This window comes from Aurantivibrio plasticivorans (assembly GCF_055392955.1).
In genome coordinates, this window is record NZ_AP036020.1 from 909,986 (window position 1) to 928,053 (window position 18,068).

Annotated in this window: 15 protein-coding genes; 10 read left to right on the forward strand and 5 right to left on the reverse strand. The window is 47.4% G+C overall.

Going from position 1 to position 18,068, the window contains the following annotated elements; translation table 11 throughout:
* Together ACZ5NB_RS04045 and ACZ5NB_RS04050 are read right to left on the reverse strand one after the other, a co-directional pair.
* A complete protein-coding gene (locus tag ACZ5NB_RS04045) occupies window positions 1-801 on the reverse strand; it encodes a GNAT family N-acetyltransferase (protein WP_460231703.1) in 801 nt (266 codons plus the stop codon).
* Between the two features lie 43 nt (window positions 802-844).
* On the reverse strand, window positions 845-1,582 hold the full coding sequence (locus ACZ5NB_RS04050) for a class I SAM-dependent methyltransferase (protein WP_460231704.1): 738 nt from the start codon (window positions 1,580-1,582) through the stop codon (window positions 845-847).
* 220 nt (window positions 1,583-1,802) lie between these two features.
* Between ACZ5NB_RS04050 and ACZ5NB_RS04055 the strand changes: the two genes are divergently transcribed.
* The 4 genes from ACZ5NB_RS04055 (at window position 1,803) to ACZ5NB_RS04070 (ending at window position 6,215) form a co-directional block, all read left to right on the forward strand.
* A complete protein-coding gene (locus ACZ5NB_RS04055) occupies window positions 1,803-3,386 on the forward strand; it encodes a peptide chain release factor 3 (RefSeq protein WP_460231705.1) in 1,584 nt (527 codons plus the stop codon).
* Window positions 3,387-3,412: 26 nt separating this feature from the next.
* Window positions 3,413-4,018, forward strand: coding sequence for a 1-acyl-sn-glycerol-3-phosphate acyltransferase (locus ACZ5NB_RS04060; RefSeq protein WP_460231706.1), 606 nt, complete (start codon window positions 3,413-3,415; stop codon window positions 4,016-4,018).
* A 184-nt stretch (window positions 4,019-4,202) separates the two neighbouring features.
* Window positions 4,203-5,426, forward strand: coding sequence for a response regulator (locus ACZ5NB_RS04065; protein ID WP_460231707.1), 1,224 nt, complete (start codon window positions 4,203-4,205; stop codon window positions 5,424-5,426).
* A 228-nt stretch (window positions 5,427-5,654) separates the two neighbouring features.
* Window positions 5,655-6,215 (forward strand): hypothetical protein, encoded by a 561-nt coding sequence (locus tag ACZ5NB_RS04070; protein WP_460231709.1) that lies wholly within the window; start codon window positions 5,655-5,657, stop codon window positions 6,213-6,215.
* Window positions 6,216-6,288: 73 nt separating this feature from the next.
* On the opposite strand, the gene ACZ5NB_RS04075 is transcribed toward ACZ5NB_RS04070, so the two are convergent.
* Complete coding sequence (locus ACZ5NB_RS04075; protein ID WP_464107848.1) at window positions 6,289-7,584, reverse strand: TonB family protein; 1,296 nt, start codon at window positions 7,582-7,584, stop codon at window positions 6,289-6,291.
* 488 nt (window positions 7,585-8,072) lie between these two features.
* On the opposite strand from ACZ5NB_RS04075, the gene ACZ5NB_RS04080 reads away from it, so the two are divergent.
* From ACZ5NB_RS04080 to ACZ5NB_RS04100, 5 genes are all read left to right on the forward strand, one after another.
* A complete protein-coding gene (locus tag ACZ5NB_RS04080; protein ID WP_464107849.1) occupies window positions 8,073-8,768 on the forward strand; it encodes a cyclic nucleotide-binding domain-containing protein in 696 nt (231 codons plus the stop codon).
* A 284-nt stretch (window positions 8,769-9,052) separates the two neighbouring features.
* Complete coding sequence (locus ACZ5NB_RS04085) at window positions 9,053-10,315, forward strand: efflux RND transporter periplasmic adaptor subunit (protein ID WP_460231712.1); 1,263 nt, start codon at window positions 9,053-9,055, stop codon at window positions 10,313-10,315.
* Between the two features lie 36 nt (window positions 10,316-10,351).
* Window positions 10,352-13,531, forward strand: a complete 3,180-nt coding sequence (locus tag ACZ5NB_RS04090; RefSeq protein ID WP_460231713.1) for an efflux RND transporter permease subunit — start codon at window positions 10,352-10,354, stop codon at window positions 13,529-13,531.
* Between the two features lie 113 nt (window positions 13,532-13,644).
* Window positions 13,645-14,322 carry a flagellar brake protein gene (locus tag ACZ5NB_RS04095; RefSeq protein ID WP_460231714.1) on the forward strand — a complete coding sequence of 226 codons (678 nt, stop codon included), beginning with the start codon at window positions 13,645-13,647 and terminating at the stop codon, window positions 14,320-14,322.
* Window positions 14,323-14,347: 25 nt separating this feature from the next.
* A complete protein-coding gene (locus tag ACZ5NB_RS04100; RefSeq protein WP_460231715.1) occupies window positions 14,348-14,938 on the forward strand; it encodes a hypothetical protein in 591 nt (196 codons plus the stop codon).
* Between the two features lie 68 nt (window positions 14,939-15,006).
* Here ACZ5NB_RS04100 and ACZ5NB_RS04105 read toward each other — a convergent pair whose 3' ends face one another.
* Window positions 15,007-15,804, reverse strand: coding sequence for a hypothetical protein (locus ACZ5NB_RS04105; protein WP_460231716.1), 798 nt, complete (start codon window positions 15,802-15,804; stop codon window positions 15,007-15,009).
* A 268-nt stretch (window positions 15,805-16,072) separates the two neighbouring features.
* Here ACZ5NB_RS04105 and dinB point away from each other — a divergent pair, with 268 nt between their 5' ends.
* On the forward strand, window positions 16,073-17,197 hold the full coding sequence (gene dinB / locus ACZ5NB_RS04110; protein WP_460231717.1) for a DNA polymerase IV: 1,125 nt from the start codon (window positions 16,073-16,075) through the stop codon (window positions 17,195-17,197).
* On the opposite strand, the gene ACZ5NB_RS04115 is transcribed toward dinB, so the two are convergent.
* On the reverse strand, window positions 17,181-17,699 hold the full coding sequence (locus ACZ5NB_RS04115) for an aminoacyl-tRNA deacylase (protein WP_460231718.1): 519 nt from the start codon (window positions 17,697-17,699) through the stop codon (window positions 17,181-17,183). The two genes, dinB and ACZ5NB_RS04115, sit on opposite strands and share 17 nt — an antisense overlap.
* Window positions 17,700-18,068: the final 369 nt, after the last annotated feature.

The window sequence follows — 18,068 nt, forward strand, 5'->3', positions numbered from 1 at the left end:
CTAGCTGTCAGTGGGTACCCAGTTCTCACGTAAATAATTTTCTTTAAATCCGCTTCTCAATATATTCTTATATGAATGCTGTGGGTCACCCGGCACTTCTTCACCGGTTGCTGTGATAATGCTCCCGGCGCCCATAGCAATCGCCGCATTCACTCGCGCTGCCAACAATGCGCCTTGAAATCCTCGTTGACGATAATCTCTGTGGGTTGCACCCCAGTCACAGTAGCCTATGCCATTTTCGTAAAACAGGGCGCCGGTTGCCGCAGGTAGGTCACCATCAAAGGCCATAAAAAGATGCCAGTTAGGGTGGTTAATCATCGATGCAATTAACGGAATTGACGTTTCATCCAAGTCGAAACAGGGCGCGACGATTCGTGCAAAGTGTTCTGCATGTTCTGATGTTATTTGTTTAACGCTATGCTTTGTTGGGAATGAATGTGGTGTGGTGTCACGAGAAAACTTCATCCAGCTCCGCGCCTTCTGGAAGCCTGCGTGTGATAACGCCTCGCTAGTTTGCTGGCTCGGATTGGTTACATGCAGAAAAAATTTTTTGATGGCGTTTTGACTATAGAAGTCTTTTGTTTTCTGAAGTGTAACGTGATCTTGCAGAATCCGATTATCTGATACAAAACAGCGGTTAATGAGAATGCTGGGGTCTTTGCTGGAGGTCGAGCAGATAATGCCGCCAATATTTTTCAGTTGTAGTCCCAGTCTTTGTTGTAACTCGGGGGAAGCTGTTTGGTGAATTGCGGTCAACGCGTTTAATTCGATTGATTCCGATGCAGATGAGAGTGAGGTCATCGCTGGCACTTCCGTGTGTGTTGGGTCGATTAATTAACCGGGTTTAGGTATTTTGTGTAAACACTTGAGTGGCATAAATGTTACACGTGCCGTGACGCAAAATTGAGTAGATGCGGGTCAGTAGCGCAAGTGGGTGCTTGCGGTAGTAGGCCAATACGTTGTTGCCTACGCCTTGTGAGCGGCTGGTGCTTTGTTGATCTTCACTAAAGGCGTCTTTGTATACCCAGGGTTGCGTCTGTTTGAATATTTGCTTTGGGCTGAAGTTGATGTTGCCAAATAATTTATTAAAGCTACGTAAGCTGAAATCATGCAAGTGATGAGGGTTGCCATCACAGGTGGGGGTGATCGGTACCGAGGCGATGATGGCACCACCAGCATTGAGCAGACTGGGTAAATTCGCAATAAACGCACGAGGATCGATCAAGTGCTCGATGGTTTCAAGCGAGACAATCGTATCGAAGCGGCCTTGGTCAAAGCGCATTGCATCGGTACAGATGAACTCAAGGTTGTCTAATTGATAGTTGCGTCGCGCATAGTCGATAGCTTCCGGGTCGATATCAACCCCCGTGAATCGCAGTTCAGGATGCCGCCCCGCCATTTGCGCAGTGCCGAAACCACAGCCGCAGGCCATGTCTAATATGCTCTTGCCGGTTAAGTGAGATGAGGCGAATTCGTAGCGGGCTTCGTGGATAGCGAGAGATTCTCGGTCATTGCTGTCAGACATATCCATTTCTTTTGGATAAATTCGCTCCAACAAAACGGGTGGGTCTTGTGCTTCCATAGTAAATTCGGTGAGTCTGGCAATGTTAAGGGGGCGCCAATGGTAATGGAATACGACAAGAGAGGCCAGTTTTCAATCAAATATGCCCCATGGATTGCATGTATAGCGGGCCTGTATTCAGATACAATACGGCGCCTTAACGATAAGGCCTATAAAGGGCATTCGCCAAGAAATTAAGCGAAATCGCAAATTAAAGAGTATTAAAAAGGTTTACGACAGTATGGGTGATAGCAAATTATCAAATGAAATCAGCAAGCGGCGCACGTTCGCTATCATCTCGCATCCGGATGCTGGTAAAACAACCATCACAGAAAAGCTATTGCTCATCGGTAATCAAATTCAAACGGCTGGTAGTGTGAAGGGTAAAAAAGGACCGCACGCAAAGTCGGATTGGATGAGCATGGAGCAGGAACGGGGGATATCGGTGACCTCATCAGTGATGCAGTTTCCATATAAAGAGCGCACGGTGAACCTTCTTGATACCCCTGGGCACGAAGACTTTTCTGAAGATACCTATCGCACCCTGACGGCTGTTGATTCGGTCTTGATGGTTATTGATGGGGCGAAAGGTGTGGAAGATCGAACCATTAAACTGATGGAGGTTTGTCGTTTGCGTGACACGCCGATTCTTTCATTCATTAACAAAATGGATCGCGATATTCGTGACCCCATTGAGGTGATGGATGAAATTGAAGAAGTGCTTAAGATCGAGGCGGCACCCATTAATTGGCCCCTAGGTATGGGTAAGGAGTTTAAGGGTGTCTATAACCTGTATACCGATACGATTCATGTTTTTCAAAAAGGCATGGGGCATATGCTGCAAGATGATATACAAATTAAGGGCCTAGAGTCTGCTGAGGCGAAAGAGCTATTGGGTAGCTATTGGGAAGATACTTTTGATGAAATCGAATTGGTGAAAGGTGCCACCCACCAGTTCGATCGCGATGCTTATCTCGAAGGCAGGCAAACCCCTGTGTTTTTTGGTACGGCGTTAGGAAACTTCGGTGTTAGGGAAATGCTCGATGGTTTTGTCGAATGGGCACCTTCACCCTTAGGTCGCGATACCAAAGAGCGACATGTTGAGCCAACAGAAGAAAAGTTTTCGGGATTCGTTTTTAAAATTCAGGCCAATATGGATCCAAAGCACCGCGATAGAATTGCATTTATGCGCATTTGTTCTGGGCGCTATCAGCGTGGTATGAAAATGAAACACGTTCGATTAGGGAAAGACGTAAAAATCGCCGATGCGGTAACGTTTCTGGCGGGGGATCGTAGCCATGTTGAAGAGGCAATCTCCGGCGATGTCATCGGTCTTCATAACCATGGCACAATACAGATTGGTGATACTTTTACGGAAGGTGAAACGCTCAAGTATACGGGGATTCCGCATTTCGCACCTGAACTGTTTCGACGTATCCGCTTGGCGGATCCTTTAAAAACCAAACAACTGCAAAAAGGCTTGCAGCAATTAGCAGAAGAGGGTTCGACGCAAGTTTTCTTCCCAATGAACAATAACGACATAATCGTTGGTGCCGTGGGGATGCTGCAGTTTGAAGTGGTTGCTTATCGTCTCAAGGATGAGTACAAAGTCGACGCCATTTATGAAAGTGTCACCGTAAACACTGTGCGTTGGGTGGAGTGCGAAGATGCGAAAGTATTGGAACAATTTAAGCGTAAATGTGCGGATAATCTTGCCATTGATGGCGGTGGCCATTTGTCCTATTTAGCTCCTTCGCGTGTCAATTTATCATTGACCCAAGAGCGCCACCCAGATGTTGAATTTTGGGCTACGCGCGAGCATTAACTCATTCTAATTTTTTGCAAAATCTTATGTCAGATCACAATAATAATTTTTGCCAACACATACCTGACACCATGCCGCGAATGTATTGGCCTGTGCTAGACCGTCTGTTCGGATATGTTTTCAAGAAAATGGGTTGGAGTTTTGAGGGCGAGATACCCAAAGTAAAAAAAGCTATTGTTATTCTCGCACCACACACATCGAATTGGGACTTCTTTATTGCAATGCTGGCTAAGTTTTCTTTGCAGCTGAAGGCCTCCTATATAATGAAGCAAGAGGCATTTTTCTGGCCTTTTAAAAGCTTGTTAATGACTGTTGGTGGTATACCTGTGGATCGATCGCAGCCAGCTCGGGTGGTTAACCAGGTCGCCAGAAAAATTGCCGAAGAGGATAGCATTTGGGTTGTTATTACCCCTGAGGGTACGCGTAAAAAGGTGACCAAATTCAAAACTGGTTTTGTTCGTATTGCGCGCACAGCGGGTGTGCCTATTCTAGTGATTGGTTTTGATTACAGCCGTAAGAAAATAATTTTTTCTAAAGTAGTTGAGCCTGGAGAAGACTACGAAGAGGAGGCTCAATCCCTGTACCAATACTGTAGAGAAAGCTTCGTTGGATGTAGGCCCGAGCATCAATAGTTCCACTCTCGTTCCCTGTTTCATTCCTTTTAAACCATATAATAAATAAGGCAATAAACAATTTGCTGCTGCCTCGCGCTGAATTTGTTGTTTTAGGTGCCTTTGCATGGCACTAATGTACTTTTTCAGCTAAACCTTAATACAGGTATGTCGTTTGTATGGTCAAACTTGCAGGAGGCAGCGAGTGTCCAAAGAACACAAAATTCTTATCTATCAGCCACAGGGGCCGTCAAAGGTCGCTGAATATATTGCGCAATCTTTTGCTCATGCGTCAGCTACTGATCAGCAGGCATGTCTTGAATTGCTCTGTGATACTGAATATAAGGTATTGATTCTAGATCTCATCGCTAATGGTGAGTTTGATATCGATTGCTACGAAGACTTCTTGCAGGATGAGGCCGTGAAGTCTCAACCTGTTATTGTGTTGTCGCCGATTGAAGAACTACGTCATAAGTTGCGCGCATTTGAATTAGGCTGTGACGATGTATTGCATGCAAATGACAGTATCGAGGAAGTGGCAGCGCGAATTCACAAATCAATTTTTAATACCATCGCCAATGAGCAGTTACAGAGCCGGTTAATGGCTGCGAACGAAACAGCATTTACTGCAATGGCGGATAATAGTGATTTGGGCTCAAATGTTCAGTTCCTAGTTGATGCCAATAATTGTGATAACTTGGATGAGCTTGGGCAGTTGCTGTTTTCAACCTTATCTCGTTACGAACTCTCGTGCAGCTTGCAAATGCGCAGCCTCTATGGAATTAAGAACATGGAAGCAAACGGCATGGCGAAGGATCTGGAGTCGCAGCTATTGGAACAAATGGCCGGTGCGGGTAGGTACATTGATTTTGGAAAACGCACAATCATGAATTATGGTCAAGCCAGCATCCTTGTGCGCAATATGCCGCTAGACAATCAGAAGCGATACGGCAGTATAAAGGATAATGTGCAGGCGCTGTTAATGGGGATAGACGCGCGAATCAAGGCGCTCGACGCGCAGAGTAAACTGCGCGATGAAAAAGCCGCACTCACCAAGTTGTCAGAAGATGTTCGACGGGTGATGACAGAAATCGATAATTCCTATCAGAAAGTAATGAGGGATATCGCTACGGTAGTAGAAGATCTCGCTGATGCGGTTAGCGAACGCATACCAAACTTAGCGCTTAGCGAAGAACAAGAAAAGTTTTTCGATGAAGTTGTTACCCACTGTGTGGTCGATACGAACCGTATTTTTAACGAGGGGCTCCGGGTCGACGATGCATTTTATACGCTTTGCGAGGACATGGATAAGGCGCTAATCAATGCTGCCATGGTAGAAGATGCGCTTTCTCGAGACCCAGAATCGACGGATGCGCCGCCCAATAAGCGCACACCAGGCCCAGAGCAAAAAAGTATCGAGCTGTTTTAAATATCACCGTCGTTCATTTCCGCTATAAAAATTTATTCTTAATGCCTAGTAGATACTTGGCATCGTGGAATAACTACGCCATCATATAACGATTGCCTCGCGCTGGCAGTGATATATCCGCCTAACGGTTTCTGCTGTAGGTACCTTTACGTCACCCTTCGCGAGGAATAGAGGGCTCAGCGCTGTATGGGCTGCTGAGGGCTATTTGGAAAGCTTGAGGGGACAAAGGTGGATTTGGCAACGGATAACAAAGATCTCGTTTGGGATCTCGATAGCTTTAAGCAGCGACAGCGTGCTATCGATTTTGTCATGAGTTTCGAAAACAAGATTTGTGTTTATTCAAATTCCGTCAATCAGCTCTATACCAACTACAACCTATTCTTTCCTAAAGAAGAAGACAGAAAGCTCGTTATCCTACCGAACCCCTATGCACACCACGACAACTATAATGGCATCCCTGAAGATGCAGTTGTTGCGACAGGACTGAATATCATCCCTGGAGCTATGGTTGGTAAGAGTGGCGCCTACCTCACCATACCTTTTAAAAGTGGAAAAACTAAATATCGGGCGGTTCCGCTACAGGTGGGGTTACGAGTGGTTAATCAGCAGCGCCCTGCAGGAAAAGCGTTGTTGCCGGTGTTAATGAAAGGGGACTTGCGAGAGTTGAACGCAAGTACGCCATGCTTACATCTCCACTCGATTAACCTCGACGCAATTTCAACCATTTCAAATCTTGAGCAGCAGAGTATCCGCAAGGTCATTATTGATCGTATGTCGACTATACGTTAACTCTAATTTTTGCCCCTCAAAACCAAAAATGCCGGCTTAAAGCCGGCATTTTTGTTGATGGCAATCGCTCAAACTATTTGAGCGCGAAAGTAATCGGTGCCGTAAATGTAAACGAGTCACCACCAACACCGTTAGGCACCGTGGCAAATGGAGAAGCGTCTTCAACTGCATCAACGGCGGCCCGATCAAGCGCTCTGTGCTTGGATTCTTCGACCGTAACGATTTGTTGCACTGCGCCATTTCTGTCGACGGTAATTGCCAAGCGCACGGTGCCTTGCTGTTGCCGCTCCAAGGCGCGACGTGGGTACTTCACGTTTTTTTGAATAGAGAAGAGTGAAGAAGAAACATAGAACTGTCGGTCCAGTAGGCTAGTTGCTGAGAATATCTCTTCCTCAAAATCATCGTCCTCTTCGTCTTCTACCGCCGGAGCGGGCGTAGCGGCTTTCGCAACTACCACTGGTTCTGGTTTGGGCTCTGCCGGTGGCTTAGGCTGCTCTGTCGCCTTGGGTTGCGCCGGTGCTGGCTTGTTTTTAGGTAGTGAGGCGGCTACTTTTTGCGGATCCTGCTTTTTAATTGCTTCGACAGTCGACTGTGCTTGGCTACGAGAAGGCTGTCTAGTCGGTGCTGGTGCAGTGTCGACGTTACCTGGCGGTGGTGAGAGCTTGACCGGAGGAGGGGGAGGCGCAATGGCAAGTTGAGGGGTTGAGCTAGCTTCCTCTGAATCAGCGTCTAAGGCAGCAGGTGGAGCTGGAGGCTTGCTGTTGGCCCAACCGGACACGACTTCAATACGAGCTGGATCTGGCTCTATTGAGGCATAGCGTCCAGCAATGCTTGCACCGACATCACCTTCGGCAAGTAATTGCTTGCGGAAATCAGAAGACAGCGGAACGCGGCCAATCCAGCTTCGAAGTAATAGCGGGAAAAATTCTGGGGAGGCAATGGTGCCAAGTTCGACATCATTGACTGAGACAGTAGTGCCTATGCTGGGTGCGTAGTCAATAGCGAGGACATCCCCTTGGAGTAAGCGTTTACGAACCATGTTGGTTAGCTTGGCAAGGTTTTCCGCGTGAGCTTCGAGCTCAGTTGAACTATTGTTAATCGCCATGCCTTCGATCCACATGCTGTTCAGGCTGCGCGCGGACAAAAAGCGCGCTGTGACTTTCAGCTCCATGCGGCGAGCTTCAGTACTATTGAGGATCGCATTTGCGTCTTTCGATAGCGTGTTTGAATAAAGCGCCGCTATAAAGCGCTCCTTGCCGAGCTCTGTATGCGGTGCCATGCCGTTTAGGGCTGGTTTGGCTAGCACCCAGCTAGAGGCAACACACAGTGCTAGCCCCGTTGCAAATTGTGTAAATTTACGGATATTCATGAAGCGCAACTCCAACCTAGTAACGTTATATTTGTTATCGCGGTTAAATCGTCAGGATGAAAATTTAGCTGACCGGTTCGTCGATCGGTCATCTGATTATGTGATCGAGTTATAGGATATTTGAGAATTCGAGTAAACAGCTGCCAGCTGGGCCCCAATGAAAAAGTGATCGGTAGTTCTGTCAGGTAGGCTAATCGAGCTGACGCCTTAGGCTCTCTGTCCTAAAATATTCGCTAATGAAGTTTATTATCCTAAATGCGATAGGATTTTAGGATGTTAAAATCGTTTGCCTTTCATCCAATTAATTTACCCCTCAGCGAAAACTGCCTGTTGCAGCCAAAATTTGGAAGATTTTTTTGCGCGGTAGTTCTCACTTTGTGTGGATGGCGTCATACGCACCCTGTAGATCAGGCTAGTATCGCTATGCTGTTGTGAGGGTGTCTCGGCAATCAGCGCAGATGTAAATATTGGAGCTATATTTAAGCACTATGGATGTTAAACAGTTTGATGTCACCACTCGCAAATCAGTAGATCAGTTATTGGCTTCGGTACCATTTTATAAAATGGTCAAGCAGAACGACCCTTGGCAGTTCGAAGTCCTCTTAACACATTCACGCATAGTCGACTTCGAGCCTGGTGAGGTTGTACTTCGCAGCGGCGAGTATGACAACTGGCATTATTTTTTACTAAAAGGGCAACTCGCCGTATTTGTTGGAGACGAAACGCGTGAGGCCGCACCTGTCAATTACATAACGCCTGGCGAGGTATTTGGTGACGTAGCGATGCTGTTAGGTAATCGCCAGCGCACAGCCACCTTGGTTGCTGACGCTAACTGCCGCAAAGTGGTGGCTTTTGGCACTGACTTTACAGTATTTGGTGAGGTCGACGACTTTAGAACCATTACCTTGCCTACAAAGTTAGCGTTTTACCGAAACACAGTCCATAACCTACGTTGGAAGTTGGATGTCTACCGCATGAAGTATCCACACTCTGAGCTTGCGGGACTTCATCACAAGGTCAAGCTGTATGTTGGCCCTAAAGATACCCTTGAAGAGTTAGTCTCCCTCAACGCGCAAGCGGGAGATTTGGCTAAATTGCTAGTGCAATGGAATGCTAATTTTGGCGTTTTATCGCTGAATGACGGCGGTGCAATCAAACCCGAATTAGTCGCTGGCGTAGAGTAAGTTTACTTGTATGATGCCAGTACTGGGCATAAAATATGCGCCTCATTTGATGAGGCGTGTTCGGCTCTTTCCGCGTTTTTCTATTTAATCCCTCAATGACAGAGCGAGCAGAATCACTGTTTTGTGGTTCATTAGCGCGGCTCAGTAGATCTAAACACTAATTTACTTGAGTGGATAATATCACCCAACCATAGTGATGCTTCATTCCACGTAAATTTGTTTACCCTCTTTCATGTAATGTGGCTGGAAAACTCCAGCCTTATTTGTTTATTGGCGAAGCTGCTATGCGTAATGTTTTCAATTCACTTTGGGGCAACCCTAATACCCGCTACTCGATGATTATCGCGCTGTTGATGGGGCTATGGTTGTTGTCGGGTGTGTTTACTGGCTCTCAAGATGAAGCGTCCGAGCAGGCGGCAAATTCTGAAAAATCTCAGGAGCGGAGTTCCGTTCGTGGTCGCCATATCGAAGCTGTTACCTATCCATTGAGGGTTGGTGTTCAGGGAAAAACGGAAGCCAATCGTCGAGTGGATTTAAAGGCAGAAGTTGCAGGTCAAGTAGAGGCATTGCTTTTTGCCAAAGGTCAGTTAGTTAAAAAAGATGAAGTGATCTGTCGACTGGCGGTAGAGGATCGCGAACTGCGCTTGCAGGAAGCGCAAGCGGCTGTTGAACAAGCGCGGATAGAATACGAAGGGTCATTGCGACTGAAAACCGGCGGATATCAATCAGAGACAGCCATTGCGAGCGCGAAATCACGCTTAGAAGCGGCGGAGGCACAGGAATTGCGCCGTAAAATAGATTTAGAAAAAACGTCTATCCGTGCGCCTTTCGATGGCGTGATTGAATACCGGCCGGTCGAAATTGGAACGCTAATGCGAGTCGGCGACACCTGTGCCACGGTCTTAGATATGAATCCGTTGGTGGTGAGCGGTGAAGTGTCGGAAGACGAAGTGATTCATTTGCAGCCTAATGCACGCGCTTTCGCGCGTTTAAAAACTGGCGTCGAGTTGAGCGGCAATATTCGTTACATCGCTCGTCAGTCTGAAGACATCACGCGCACCTTTCGTGTCGAAGTTGCGATAGATAATCCTGAAATGTTGTTTTTCAGTGGTATTACGGCCGAAATCGCAATTGCAGTGCGCGATGTCAAAGCGCATCTGATCACAGCGTCTTTGCTGATGCTGGATGATCAAGGAAAGATCGGGGTGCGCACCGTCGATGAGAATGACACAGTGCAGTTTTACAATGTCGATGTTATCGGTGATAGCGCTGAAGGCCTGTGGGTTACTGGTCTACCGGAGAAAACATTGTTAATCACTGTTGGCCAAGAGTATGTAGCGAATGGCGATGTGGTTACGGTTTCTTTAGACACGCCCGAACCAGCTTCTCGCACGGCGGCCTCTGAAGACGTGCCGACGTCAGATGAAGGTGCGTCGCCTACCAATGACGAAGTTGACGATAGTGGGATGACAGTCTCAAAAGATGAGCCCAATGCAGAAGAAACCGTTGGTGAGGAAAGTGAAGCAGTATCCACCACGGCACGTTAACCATTCAATTAAATTACCCCAAAAGAGTTTCATAGTATGAGCTTTTTAGTCAGCGCGGTGTCGCGTGCGCGAAGCACCTTCAGCATATTGGTGTTTATCTTGATTGCTGGTTTAGCATCGCGAGCCTTAATGACCACTGAGGCTAACCCCGATGTTTCCGTGCCGATGGTCATGGTGCAGGTATATCATGATGGTATTTCTCCGCAAGACGGTGCTCGCATGCTCGTCAAGCCGCTCGAAAAAGAGTTACGTGCGCTGGATGATCTAGACGAAATTGTCGCTACGGCACAAGAATCTATTGCGACTGTAATGGTACGTTTTAATGCGGAAGCTGACCTCGACAGTTCCCTTGAAGATGTCCGGGCTGCGGTCAATAGTGCTAAAGCTGAACTGCCACAAGAAGCGGAAGAGCCTATCATCACTGAATTGTCTGCGCAGGGCACTGTCTCATTAGTGGTGACGGTGGGTGGCGATGTGAACGAACGCATCGTCTACCAAACTGCACAGGATTTGAAACGCAAAATTGATGCGATTAGCTTAGTTCTCTCTGCGGAACTAGTCGGGCACCGAGAAGAAGTGGCGGAAGCCATTGTCGACCCCGCACGTTTAGAGTTGTATGGCATTACGGGTGACGAGTTTGCGCGCGCAATTGCAAACAACAACCGGTTAGTGCCAGCAGGGGAGTTGCAGGCTGGGCAAGGACGCTTCTCGGTCAAAGTGCCAGGGTTGATTGAGACTGCGCAAGACCTTTATGACCTCCCAGTAAAAACCACCACTACGGGCGCGGTAAAACTCAGTGACGTTGCCGAAGTTCGTCGTACATTTAAAGATCCCCGCGGATTTAACAGTGTTAATGGGAATCGTGCTATTGCCATTCGTATTACCAAGCGAACAGGTGTCAACGATATCGAATTAGTACAACAAGTGCGCCAGTTGGTAGAAGAGGAGCGCGGTACCATTCCTAAAGGCGTTGACGTCGACTTCACCCAAGATCAGTCCGAGTTCACCATTAGTATGGTGACAGAAATGCAGGGAAACATTTTAACCGCAATGGCGTTAGTAATGGTCATTGTTGTTGCTGCACTGGGCATGCGATCAGGGCTTATTGTAGGTTTTGGTATCCCGTTCTCGTTATTGTTCGCGCTAATTATCCTGAACTCTATTGGTTTTTCCTTCAACATGATGGTGATGTTCGGCATGTTGTTGGCGTTGGGGATGTTGATTGATGGCGCAATCGTTGTTACGGAATTTGCCGATCGAAAAATGGCAGAGGGTCTATCGCCTAAAGAATCCTATTCTATTGCGGTTCAACGAATGTTTTGGCCTGTACTTGCGTCCACGGCGACTACCTTGGCAGCGTTCTTACCAATAATGTTTTGGCCGGGTGTGGCCGGCGAATTTATGCGCTATTTGCCGGTAACGGTTTTTGCAGTGTTATTGGGTTCGTTATTTTATGCACTATTGTTCGCGCCAGTTATTGGTAGTTTCATCGGGAGCACGCCGCACGGTGAAGGCTCGGAAAGCATGTTGCAAAATCTACGCGACCTGGAATCACCGAACCCCGAACAACTTCGTGGCTTCACTGGCGGCTATGCGCGGTTGCTTACGCAACTGACTCAACGAGTCGGCCGCACCGCTTTTGCAGGGCTCGTCTTACTTATCCTCATATTTATGCTGTTTGGTAAATTTAATGCTGGGGTTGAGTTTTTTACCGAGTCGGAACCGAAGTATGTCGACGTCAAAATTCGTGCGCAAGGTAATCTAAGTGTCGAAGAAACGTCCGAGCTAGTTGGCGAAGTAGAAGACATTATCGGCAATATACATGGTGTATTGCTGACCAACGCGTTTAGTGGTGCCAGTAATTTTGGTGGTGAATCGATTAAAGACCAGGTGGGTTCAGTTTTTGTTGAGCTAGCGGATGGTAAAGATCTAGAAACCACGACACCACGGGAAGTGCTATTGGAAATTCGCGAAAAAACAGCCAACCTTCCCGGAATCAAAGTGATTGTTGATACCCCTCAAGGTGGGCCACCCGTTGGTCGCCCGGTCAATGTTCAGTTGGAATCATTTGATCGTGAGAAATTAATTCGCGAAGCCCGACGCATACAAAAAGTTATGGAAAACGATATTCCAGGTTTGATAGATGTTGTCGACAGTACACCATTACCCGGTATTACTTGGGAGATGCAGGTTGATCGCACACTCGCTGCGCAGTTTGGCGCAAGCTTAACCGAAATTGGTCGAGCGGTTCAGTTGGTTACTAACGGCGTGAAGGTTGGCGAATACAGACCAGACGATGCAGAGGAGCCAGTGGATATTCGTGTCCGGTTTCCTGAAGAGTATCGCGGCGTAAACTCACTCAAATTATTGCGTGTTAATACCAATCAAGGCGCTGTACCCATTGCGACGTTTGTGCAGCGCGTGCCGAGCCCCACCGTGGATAAAGTTGATCGCGTAGATGGCATCGAAGTGATGACAATAAAAGCCGGGCTAGATGATGGTGTGTTGGCTGATGACATGGTGAAAAAAATCCAAGCGTATTTGGAAGAGCATCCACTGGAAGATGATGTTGAGGCCGTTTTCCGAGGAAGCAATGAGGAGCAAGAAAACTCTCAAGCGTTTTTGGGGGTGGCGATGCTTTCAGCACTCTTTTTGATGTTTATCTTACTGGTGACGCAATTTAATAGTTTGTATCAAGCGGCCTTAATTCTATCTGCCGTCATCATGTCAACTGCCGGTGTGCTGCTAGGTCTAGTGCTGACGCAATCGGTGTTCAGCACCATTCTTACAGGTACTGGTATCGTTGCTCTAGCGGGTATTGTGGTCAACAACAATATTGTTTTGATCGATACCTTTAACTATTTACGTAAAGAAAACCCCCAGTTGAGTTTGGCCAAGGTAACCGTGATGGCCAGCGCGCAGCGCTTGCGCCCGGTATTTCTGACCACCTTCACAACCATTTTAGGGTTGTTGCCTATGGCGCTTGGGCTAAGTGTCGACTTAATTGGTCGCAGTATTGCGCACGGTGGCCCGATTGCTACGCAGTGGGTGCCGTTGGCGAGCGCAATTGTATATGGTCTAACCTTCTCGACATTTTTAACGTTACTGCTTACACCCGTTATGCTGCTGTTGCCGCAAAGGCTTGGAGAGCTATGGGTGACTTACGTACGACCATTGCGTCGCCATTTGCCTGTCATCGGCGCGCGCTACAATTAGTCCAGCACGGCCTGCACCCCGTCAATGGGGTGCGGTTTCCTTCCTCACGCTAACTACGTTCAATCGTCTACACTTTTATAAATAACCGCATTTATAACCGTAGTTCGCAGTGTATGACCGATTTTGCTCATCTTCATCTCAAATCTGGGTATCCCATACAGCTCCAGGTGCCTGACTCGCGCGGTAATAAGCAGCGATTCTTTTGCAAGTACATTGGCTGCACGGCGAACCAATATATCGTGACCTCAAAGCTTGTGACGGGCGGGCAAATAGAAGACGTATCAGCGGGTGTCACCGCGACCGCGCGGTTAATGATAGGTCGTGGAATTTGTGTGTTTCCAGTAAAAATTTTGATGGTACAAAACGACCCATTTCCCGTTATGTACCTTAGCTACCCTAAACAGGTTGAATTCAAAGAGATTCGCAACGCTGATCGGGTCGAGGTCAATTTGCCGGTGTTTGTACGTAGCGTCGCGAAGCAACATAACGCCACAGAAGGTCGTCTGACGGACATCAGCTACTCTGGCGCAAAGCTAGAGTTAAAGCAGCCGGTAGCGGTGATTGGTGATGAAGTTTATATCAGCAGTGATTTTCATATTGAGACGTTGCCTCACCATATCAACGTCAAAGCTAAAGTGCGTACACGAATAAATCCGCCCGACAAGTCGAAGTCATCGCCTTTGACAATCTTGGGTGTTGAATTTTTAGAGCAAGAACCAGAAAGGAAAGTAGTGCTCTATGCTTATGTTAGCTATCAGTTGGCGCAGTCTAATTTGCCAAATTTGCGTTAGCGGTTTGCTTTTCGCAGATGTTGCCATGGCTGCCGTCGATCCGTCGCAGTTATGGCTACCGCGCAATTATTATCGCTACAAAAAAGCACTTAACCAGGCCGTGGAAGTGGGTGAAGCCACCGAGCGTTGTCGATATGTAATCGCGGGTACTATCAGTCAGGGACGCAGTAAACCAGATCACCCGGTATTTAAAATTACTTGTCGAGATAAGCAGCGTCAGACATTCGCTTGGCTGATCGACGGCTTAAGTATGGAGATCATTAATCGTCCACCGCCACCCAATAGCGAGGAGCTGGCAAAGCAAAGGCGAATGAAGGAATATGAGAGTTATTGGGAGATCTGTTCAGCACAGATCGAGCTACGAACCGGGCAGATGCGAGGTGTGACTCGAGAGGTGTCTGGAATGCCCGAGGCTAAAGAGCAGGGTAAGGACGTGGTATTCGATGTGCGCTTTAATGCGGCAGGGACGAGTGGAAGTACCTTAAAGTACTTAGGCGTGTGTCGCTTTGCAGGGGACGAGAAGCATATTGACATTCACCCCTGGAAGGCAACGGACAAGGATGCTACGGAAGAGACGGATAATAACTCGTCAGGAGCTGGCGTTCCTGATCTGTAAACGTAAAAAAGGGCTCTTGGTAAGAGCCCTTCTTAGGTTGCGCGGCCTGTGGGCTGCGACTTCAATCATTATGCTTTCTTTTTTGCGGCTGCTTTTTTAGCTGGACGTTTCTTTGCCGGCGCTTTCTTTGCTGCGGCCTTTTTGGCGGGTGCCTTTTTGGCTTTTGCTTTCTTTGCGGCTGCTTTTACCTTGCTAGCGACTTTCTTTTCTTTCGCTAGCGCTTTTTTCGCTGCGGCCTTCGCTTTAGCAGCGAGTTTTTTCTCTTTTGCCTTAGCAGTGGCGGCTGCTTTCTTGGCAGCAGCTTTCGCTTTGGCTGCTAGCTTCTTCTCTTTTGCTTTAGCAGCGGCTGCAGCTTTCTTAGCCACAGCTTTTGCTTTGGCCGCTAACTTCTTCTCTTGCACTTTCGCTTTGGCGGCAGCCCGTTTGGCAACTGCTTTCGCTTTAGCGGCTAACTTCTTCTCTTCCACGGCTAATTTTTTGGCCAGCGCGGCTTCCTCTTTAGCGATAGCCTTGCCTAATTGGACGGCTTTGCTACGTGCTGATTTCAAATCGCCGAGGTGGCTTGCAGCATCTTTGGCAGCACTTTTAAGTTCTGCAACGGCGCTCTTTGCCGCATCAGCAGCCTTCTTAGCGGTGGATACTTGAGTGGCGTTAGCTTTTTTCTTGCGTAGTACAGCCACTTTTTTGCTGGCAGCTTGCGCCTTCTTGGTTGACGCAGCAGCTTGAGTTTGAAGCTTTTTCAGGTTTTTCTCGGCTTCGGCGAGTTGTTTATCTCGCGCTTTTTCCAACTCGGCTTTAGCTTTTGCTAGAGCGGCTTCAAGTTTTGCGATCGGGTCGACTGTTTTTGCTTTTTTGCGTGCGGCCATGGTGTATTCCTTTGGAATCGTTAATTAAATTTTAAAAAGTGGAGTGAGAAAGAGTCAGTAAGAATGATTAAGTGCCCCTGTCCTTGCAGCAGAGTGTGATTGGTCTAGATAAGCAGCCTAAAGTATTACTTTTCGGTAAAAATTCAAGCTTTTTTGCTCAGCGGTTGATCTAAATAGGCGTTGAAAACTCAACATGCTTGCCTATTAGGTTTATTTGTCGTATATATCTGTATATTAATACAGTTGTTTGTATGTGTGGAGCATTCTGGTGCAGCGGAAAATAATACATTGTGACGCCGACTGCTTTTATGTGGCAGTGGAGTCACTGTTTGATAAAAGTCTTATTGGTCGCCCCGTTGCGGTTGGCGGCGCAAGCGAAAGACGTGGCGTTATATCGACCTGCAATTACGAGGCGCGGGAGTATGGCGTTCGTTCCGCGATGTCATCGGCTCATGCTATGCGCCTCTGCCCGGATTTGTTAATTATCCCTCCCAATATGGAACGTTACAAAGAGGCATCGCGCCGCCTTCGCCGTATATTTGATGAATATTCGGAAATCATAGAGCCTTTATCATTGGATGAAGCATTCATTGATGTAACAGGGGCGGATCAATACCAGGGTAGTGCGACGTTGATAGCAGAGGAGATACGAAGACGCGCAAAAGAGGAGATTGGCATCACTGTGTCGGCTGGTGTTGGGCCTAATAAGTTTCTCGCAAAAGTGGCAAGCGATTGGCAAAAGCCGAATGGTTTAACGACGATTTCCCCGGCTGACGTCGATGCCTTTGTGAAGGCTTTACCGGTTTCACGTATCTTTGGTGTCGGCAAGGTAACGGCCCAACGTTTGAAAAATTTAGGCGTTGAAACCTGCGGCGATCTTCAATCCATGTCTGAGCTAGAGCTGGCGTCGTCTTTCGGCAGCATGGGTACGCGCCTTTACCAGTTAGCGAGGGGGCAGGATGATCGACCTGTAAAAACAAACTGGCGACGCAAGTCGCTGAGCGTTGAGCACACGTTTGCTGCTGATTTATCGGGCTTAGGCGAATGTTTGAGTCAATTGCCGGCGTTGAGTCAACAGCTTGTAAGGCGAATGCGTCAATTGGATAGAGGATATGAGCCGGTGAAAGGGTTTTTGAAGTTGAAATTTTCAGATTTTTCTGTCACGACAATAGAACGAGTGAGTGCGGGTACCACACTTAAAGACTATCGACGCCTATGCGAAGACGCAATTGAGCGAGGTGCGGGCAAGTCTGTTAGGTTGATTGGTATTGGTGTACGACTAAGGGACTCTCAGGTGGGCGACCAGCATCGCCAATTACCTTTGTTTCCCGAAAGTGGGCACGGGTTACCGCAAACGGTAACAACCCACTTAGCGGTTACCAATAGTAACTAAGTGGTACTTGCTTGGGTGGGGGATGGTAGCGTTGCGCGGTACTAATGTGTTCATGTAGTGAGTTATCCATTAAGCGAGTGAAGCTATTAACGTCTAATCGAATTAGATGCTCATGATCCCCTGCCTCAATCCATATATAACTAGCATCCTGCAAGCTATCATCCCAAATTACATCGATGTTATAGGCCATTCCCACGGCTGGGATTGCTCCAAATTGGCAGTCACCAAATAGCTCTAGGGTTTCTTCCTCATCCGCAAGCTCCATATGGCGATCAAAAATCTCGTTAATTGTGTGTCGCTTTACTTTGTGCGAGGCGGGAAGAACTGCCAGCGTATAGTTAAAGTCTTCGTCACGAAAGAGCACGGCTTTAGCCATGCACTGGGGTGGGATTTTCGCGCTGCGGGCCGTATTGGCCGAACCCTCAGCGTAGGGGTGCTGGGTGACAATATAGGCGATACCCATACTATCTAGGTGCTGCTTTAGCGAAGTCGCAATTCCCATCACTACGTCTCCTACAATGGTTTGCTCTTCAAAGGACTCTGGCCTATTTAGATGGCCAAAAACGTGGTCTTCGTTTCAAGTATAGGAGAGCTGGTGAGGAGGAGTGCAAAAATTTTTTCTTCTACTGTTTCAGTTATATAGCTCAAACTGTTCTATTCGCTACAGGGTTTATCTAGAAGAGTAATGAACAGTTAATTTCACGTTGAAGTTGAGTATGACTGGTGTGTTCGATTTGTTCAGTGTTAAGGCGGAGTGGCCAAATTAAAGGGCTGCAACGCAATTGCTATATAAAAAAAATACTGCACGTATTAGTTTACAATACAAACTATTGCCAAGCTGAGTTTGCTTGCTCTAGAATGATTTCATAGT

Bases quoted from the DNA above. Each gene is read 5' to 3' on its own strand.
- ACZ5NB_RS04045 (WP_460231703.1), bottom strand. From the start codon at position 801: ATGACCTCACTCTCATCTGCATCGGAATCAATCGAATTAAACGCGTTG.
- ACZ5NB_RS04050 (WP_460231704.1), bottom strand. From the start codon at position 1,582: ATGGAAGCACAAGACCCACCCGTTTTGTTGGAGCGAATTTATCCAAAA.
- ACZ5NB_RS04055 (WP_460231705.1), top strand. From the start codon at position 1,803: ATGGGTGATAGCAAATTATCAAATGAAATCAGCAAGCGGCGCACGTTC.
- ACZ5NB_RS04060 (WP_460231706.1), top strand. From the start codon at position 3,413: ATGTCAGATCACAATAATAATTTTTGCCAACACATACCTGACACCATG.
- ACZ5NB_RS04075 (WP_464107848.1), bottom strand. From the start codon at position 7,584: ATGAATATCCGTAAATTTACACAATTTGCAACGGGGCTAGCACTGTGT.
- ACZ5NB_RS04080 (WP_464107849.1), top strand. From the start codon at position 8,073: ATGGATGTTAAACAGTTTGATGTCACCACTCGCAAATCAGTAGATCAG.
- ACZ5NB_RS04085 (WP_460231712.1), top strand. From the start codon at position 9,053: ATGCGTAATGTTTTCAATTCACTTTGGGGCAACCCTAATACCCGCTAC.
- ACZ5NB_RS04090 (WP_460231713.1), top strand. From the start codon at position 10,352: ATGAGCTTTTTAGTCAGCGCGGTGTCGCGTGCGCGAAGCACCTTCAGC.
- ACZ5NB_RS04095 (WP_460231714.1), top strand. From the start codon at position 13,645: ATGACCGATTTTGCTCATCTTCATCTCAAATCTGGGTATCCCATACAG.
- ACZ5NB_RS04100 (WP_460231715.1), top strand. From the start codon at position 14,348: ATGGCTGCCGTCGATCCGTCGCAGTTATGGCTACCGCGCAATTATTAT.
- ACZ5NB_RS04105 (WP_460231716.1), bottom strand. From the start codon at position 15,804: ATGGCCGCACGCAAAAAAGCAAAAACAGTCGACCCGATCGCAAAACTT.
- ACZ5NB_RS04115 (WP_460231718.1), bottom strand. From the start codon at position 17,699: ATGGGAATTGCGACTTCGCTAAAGCAGCACCTAGATAGTATGGGTATC.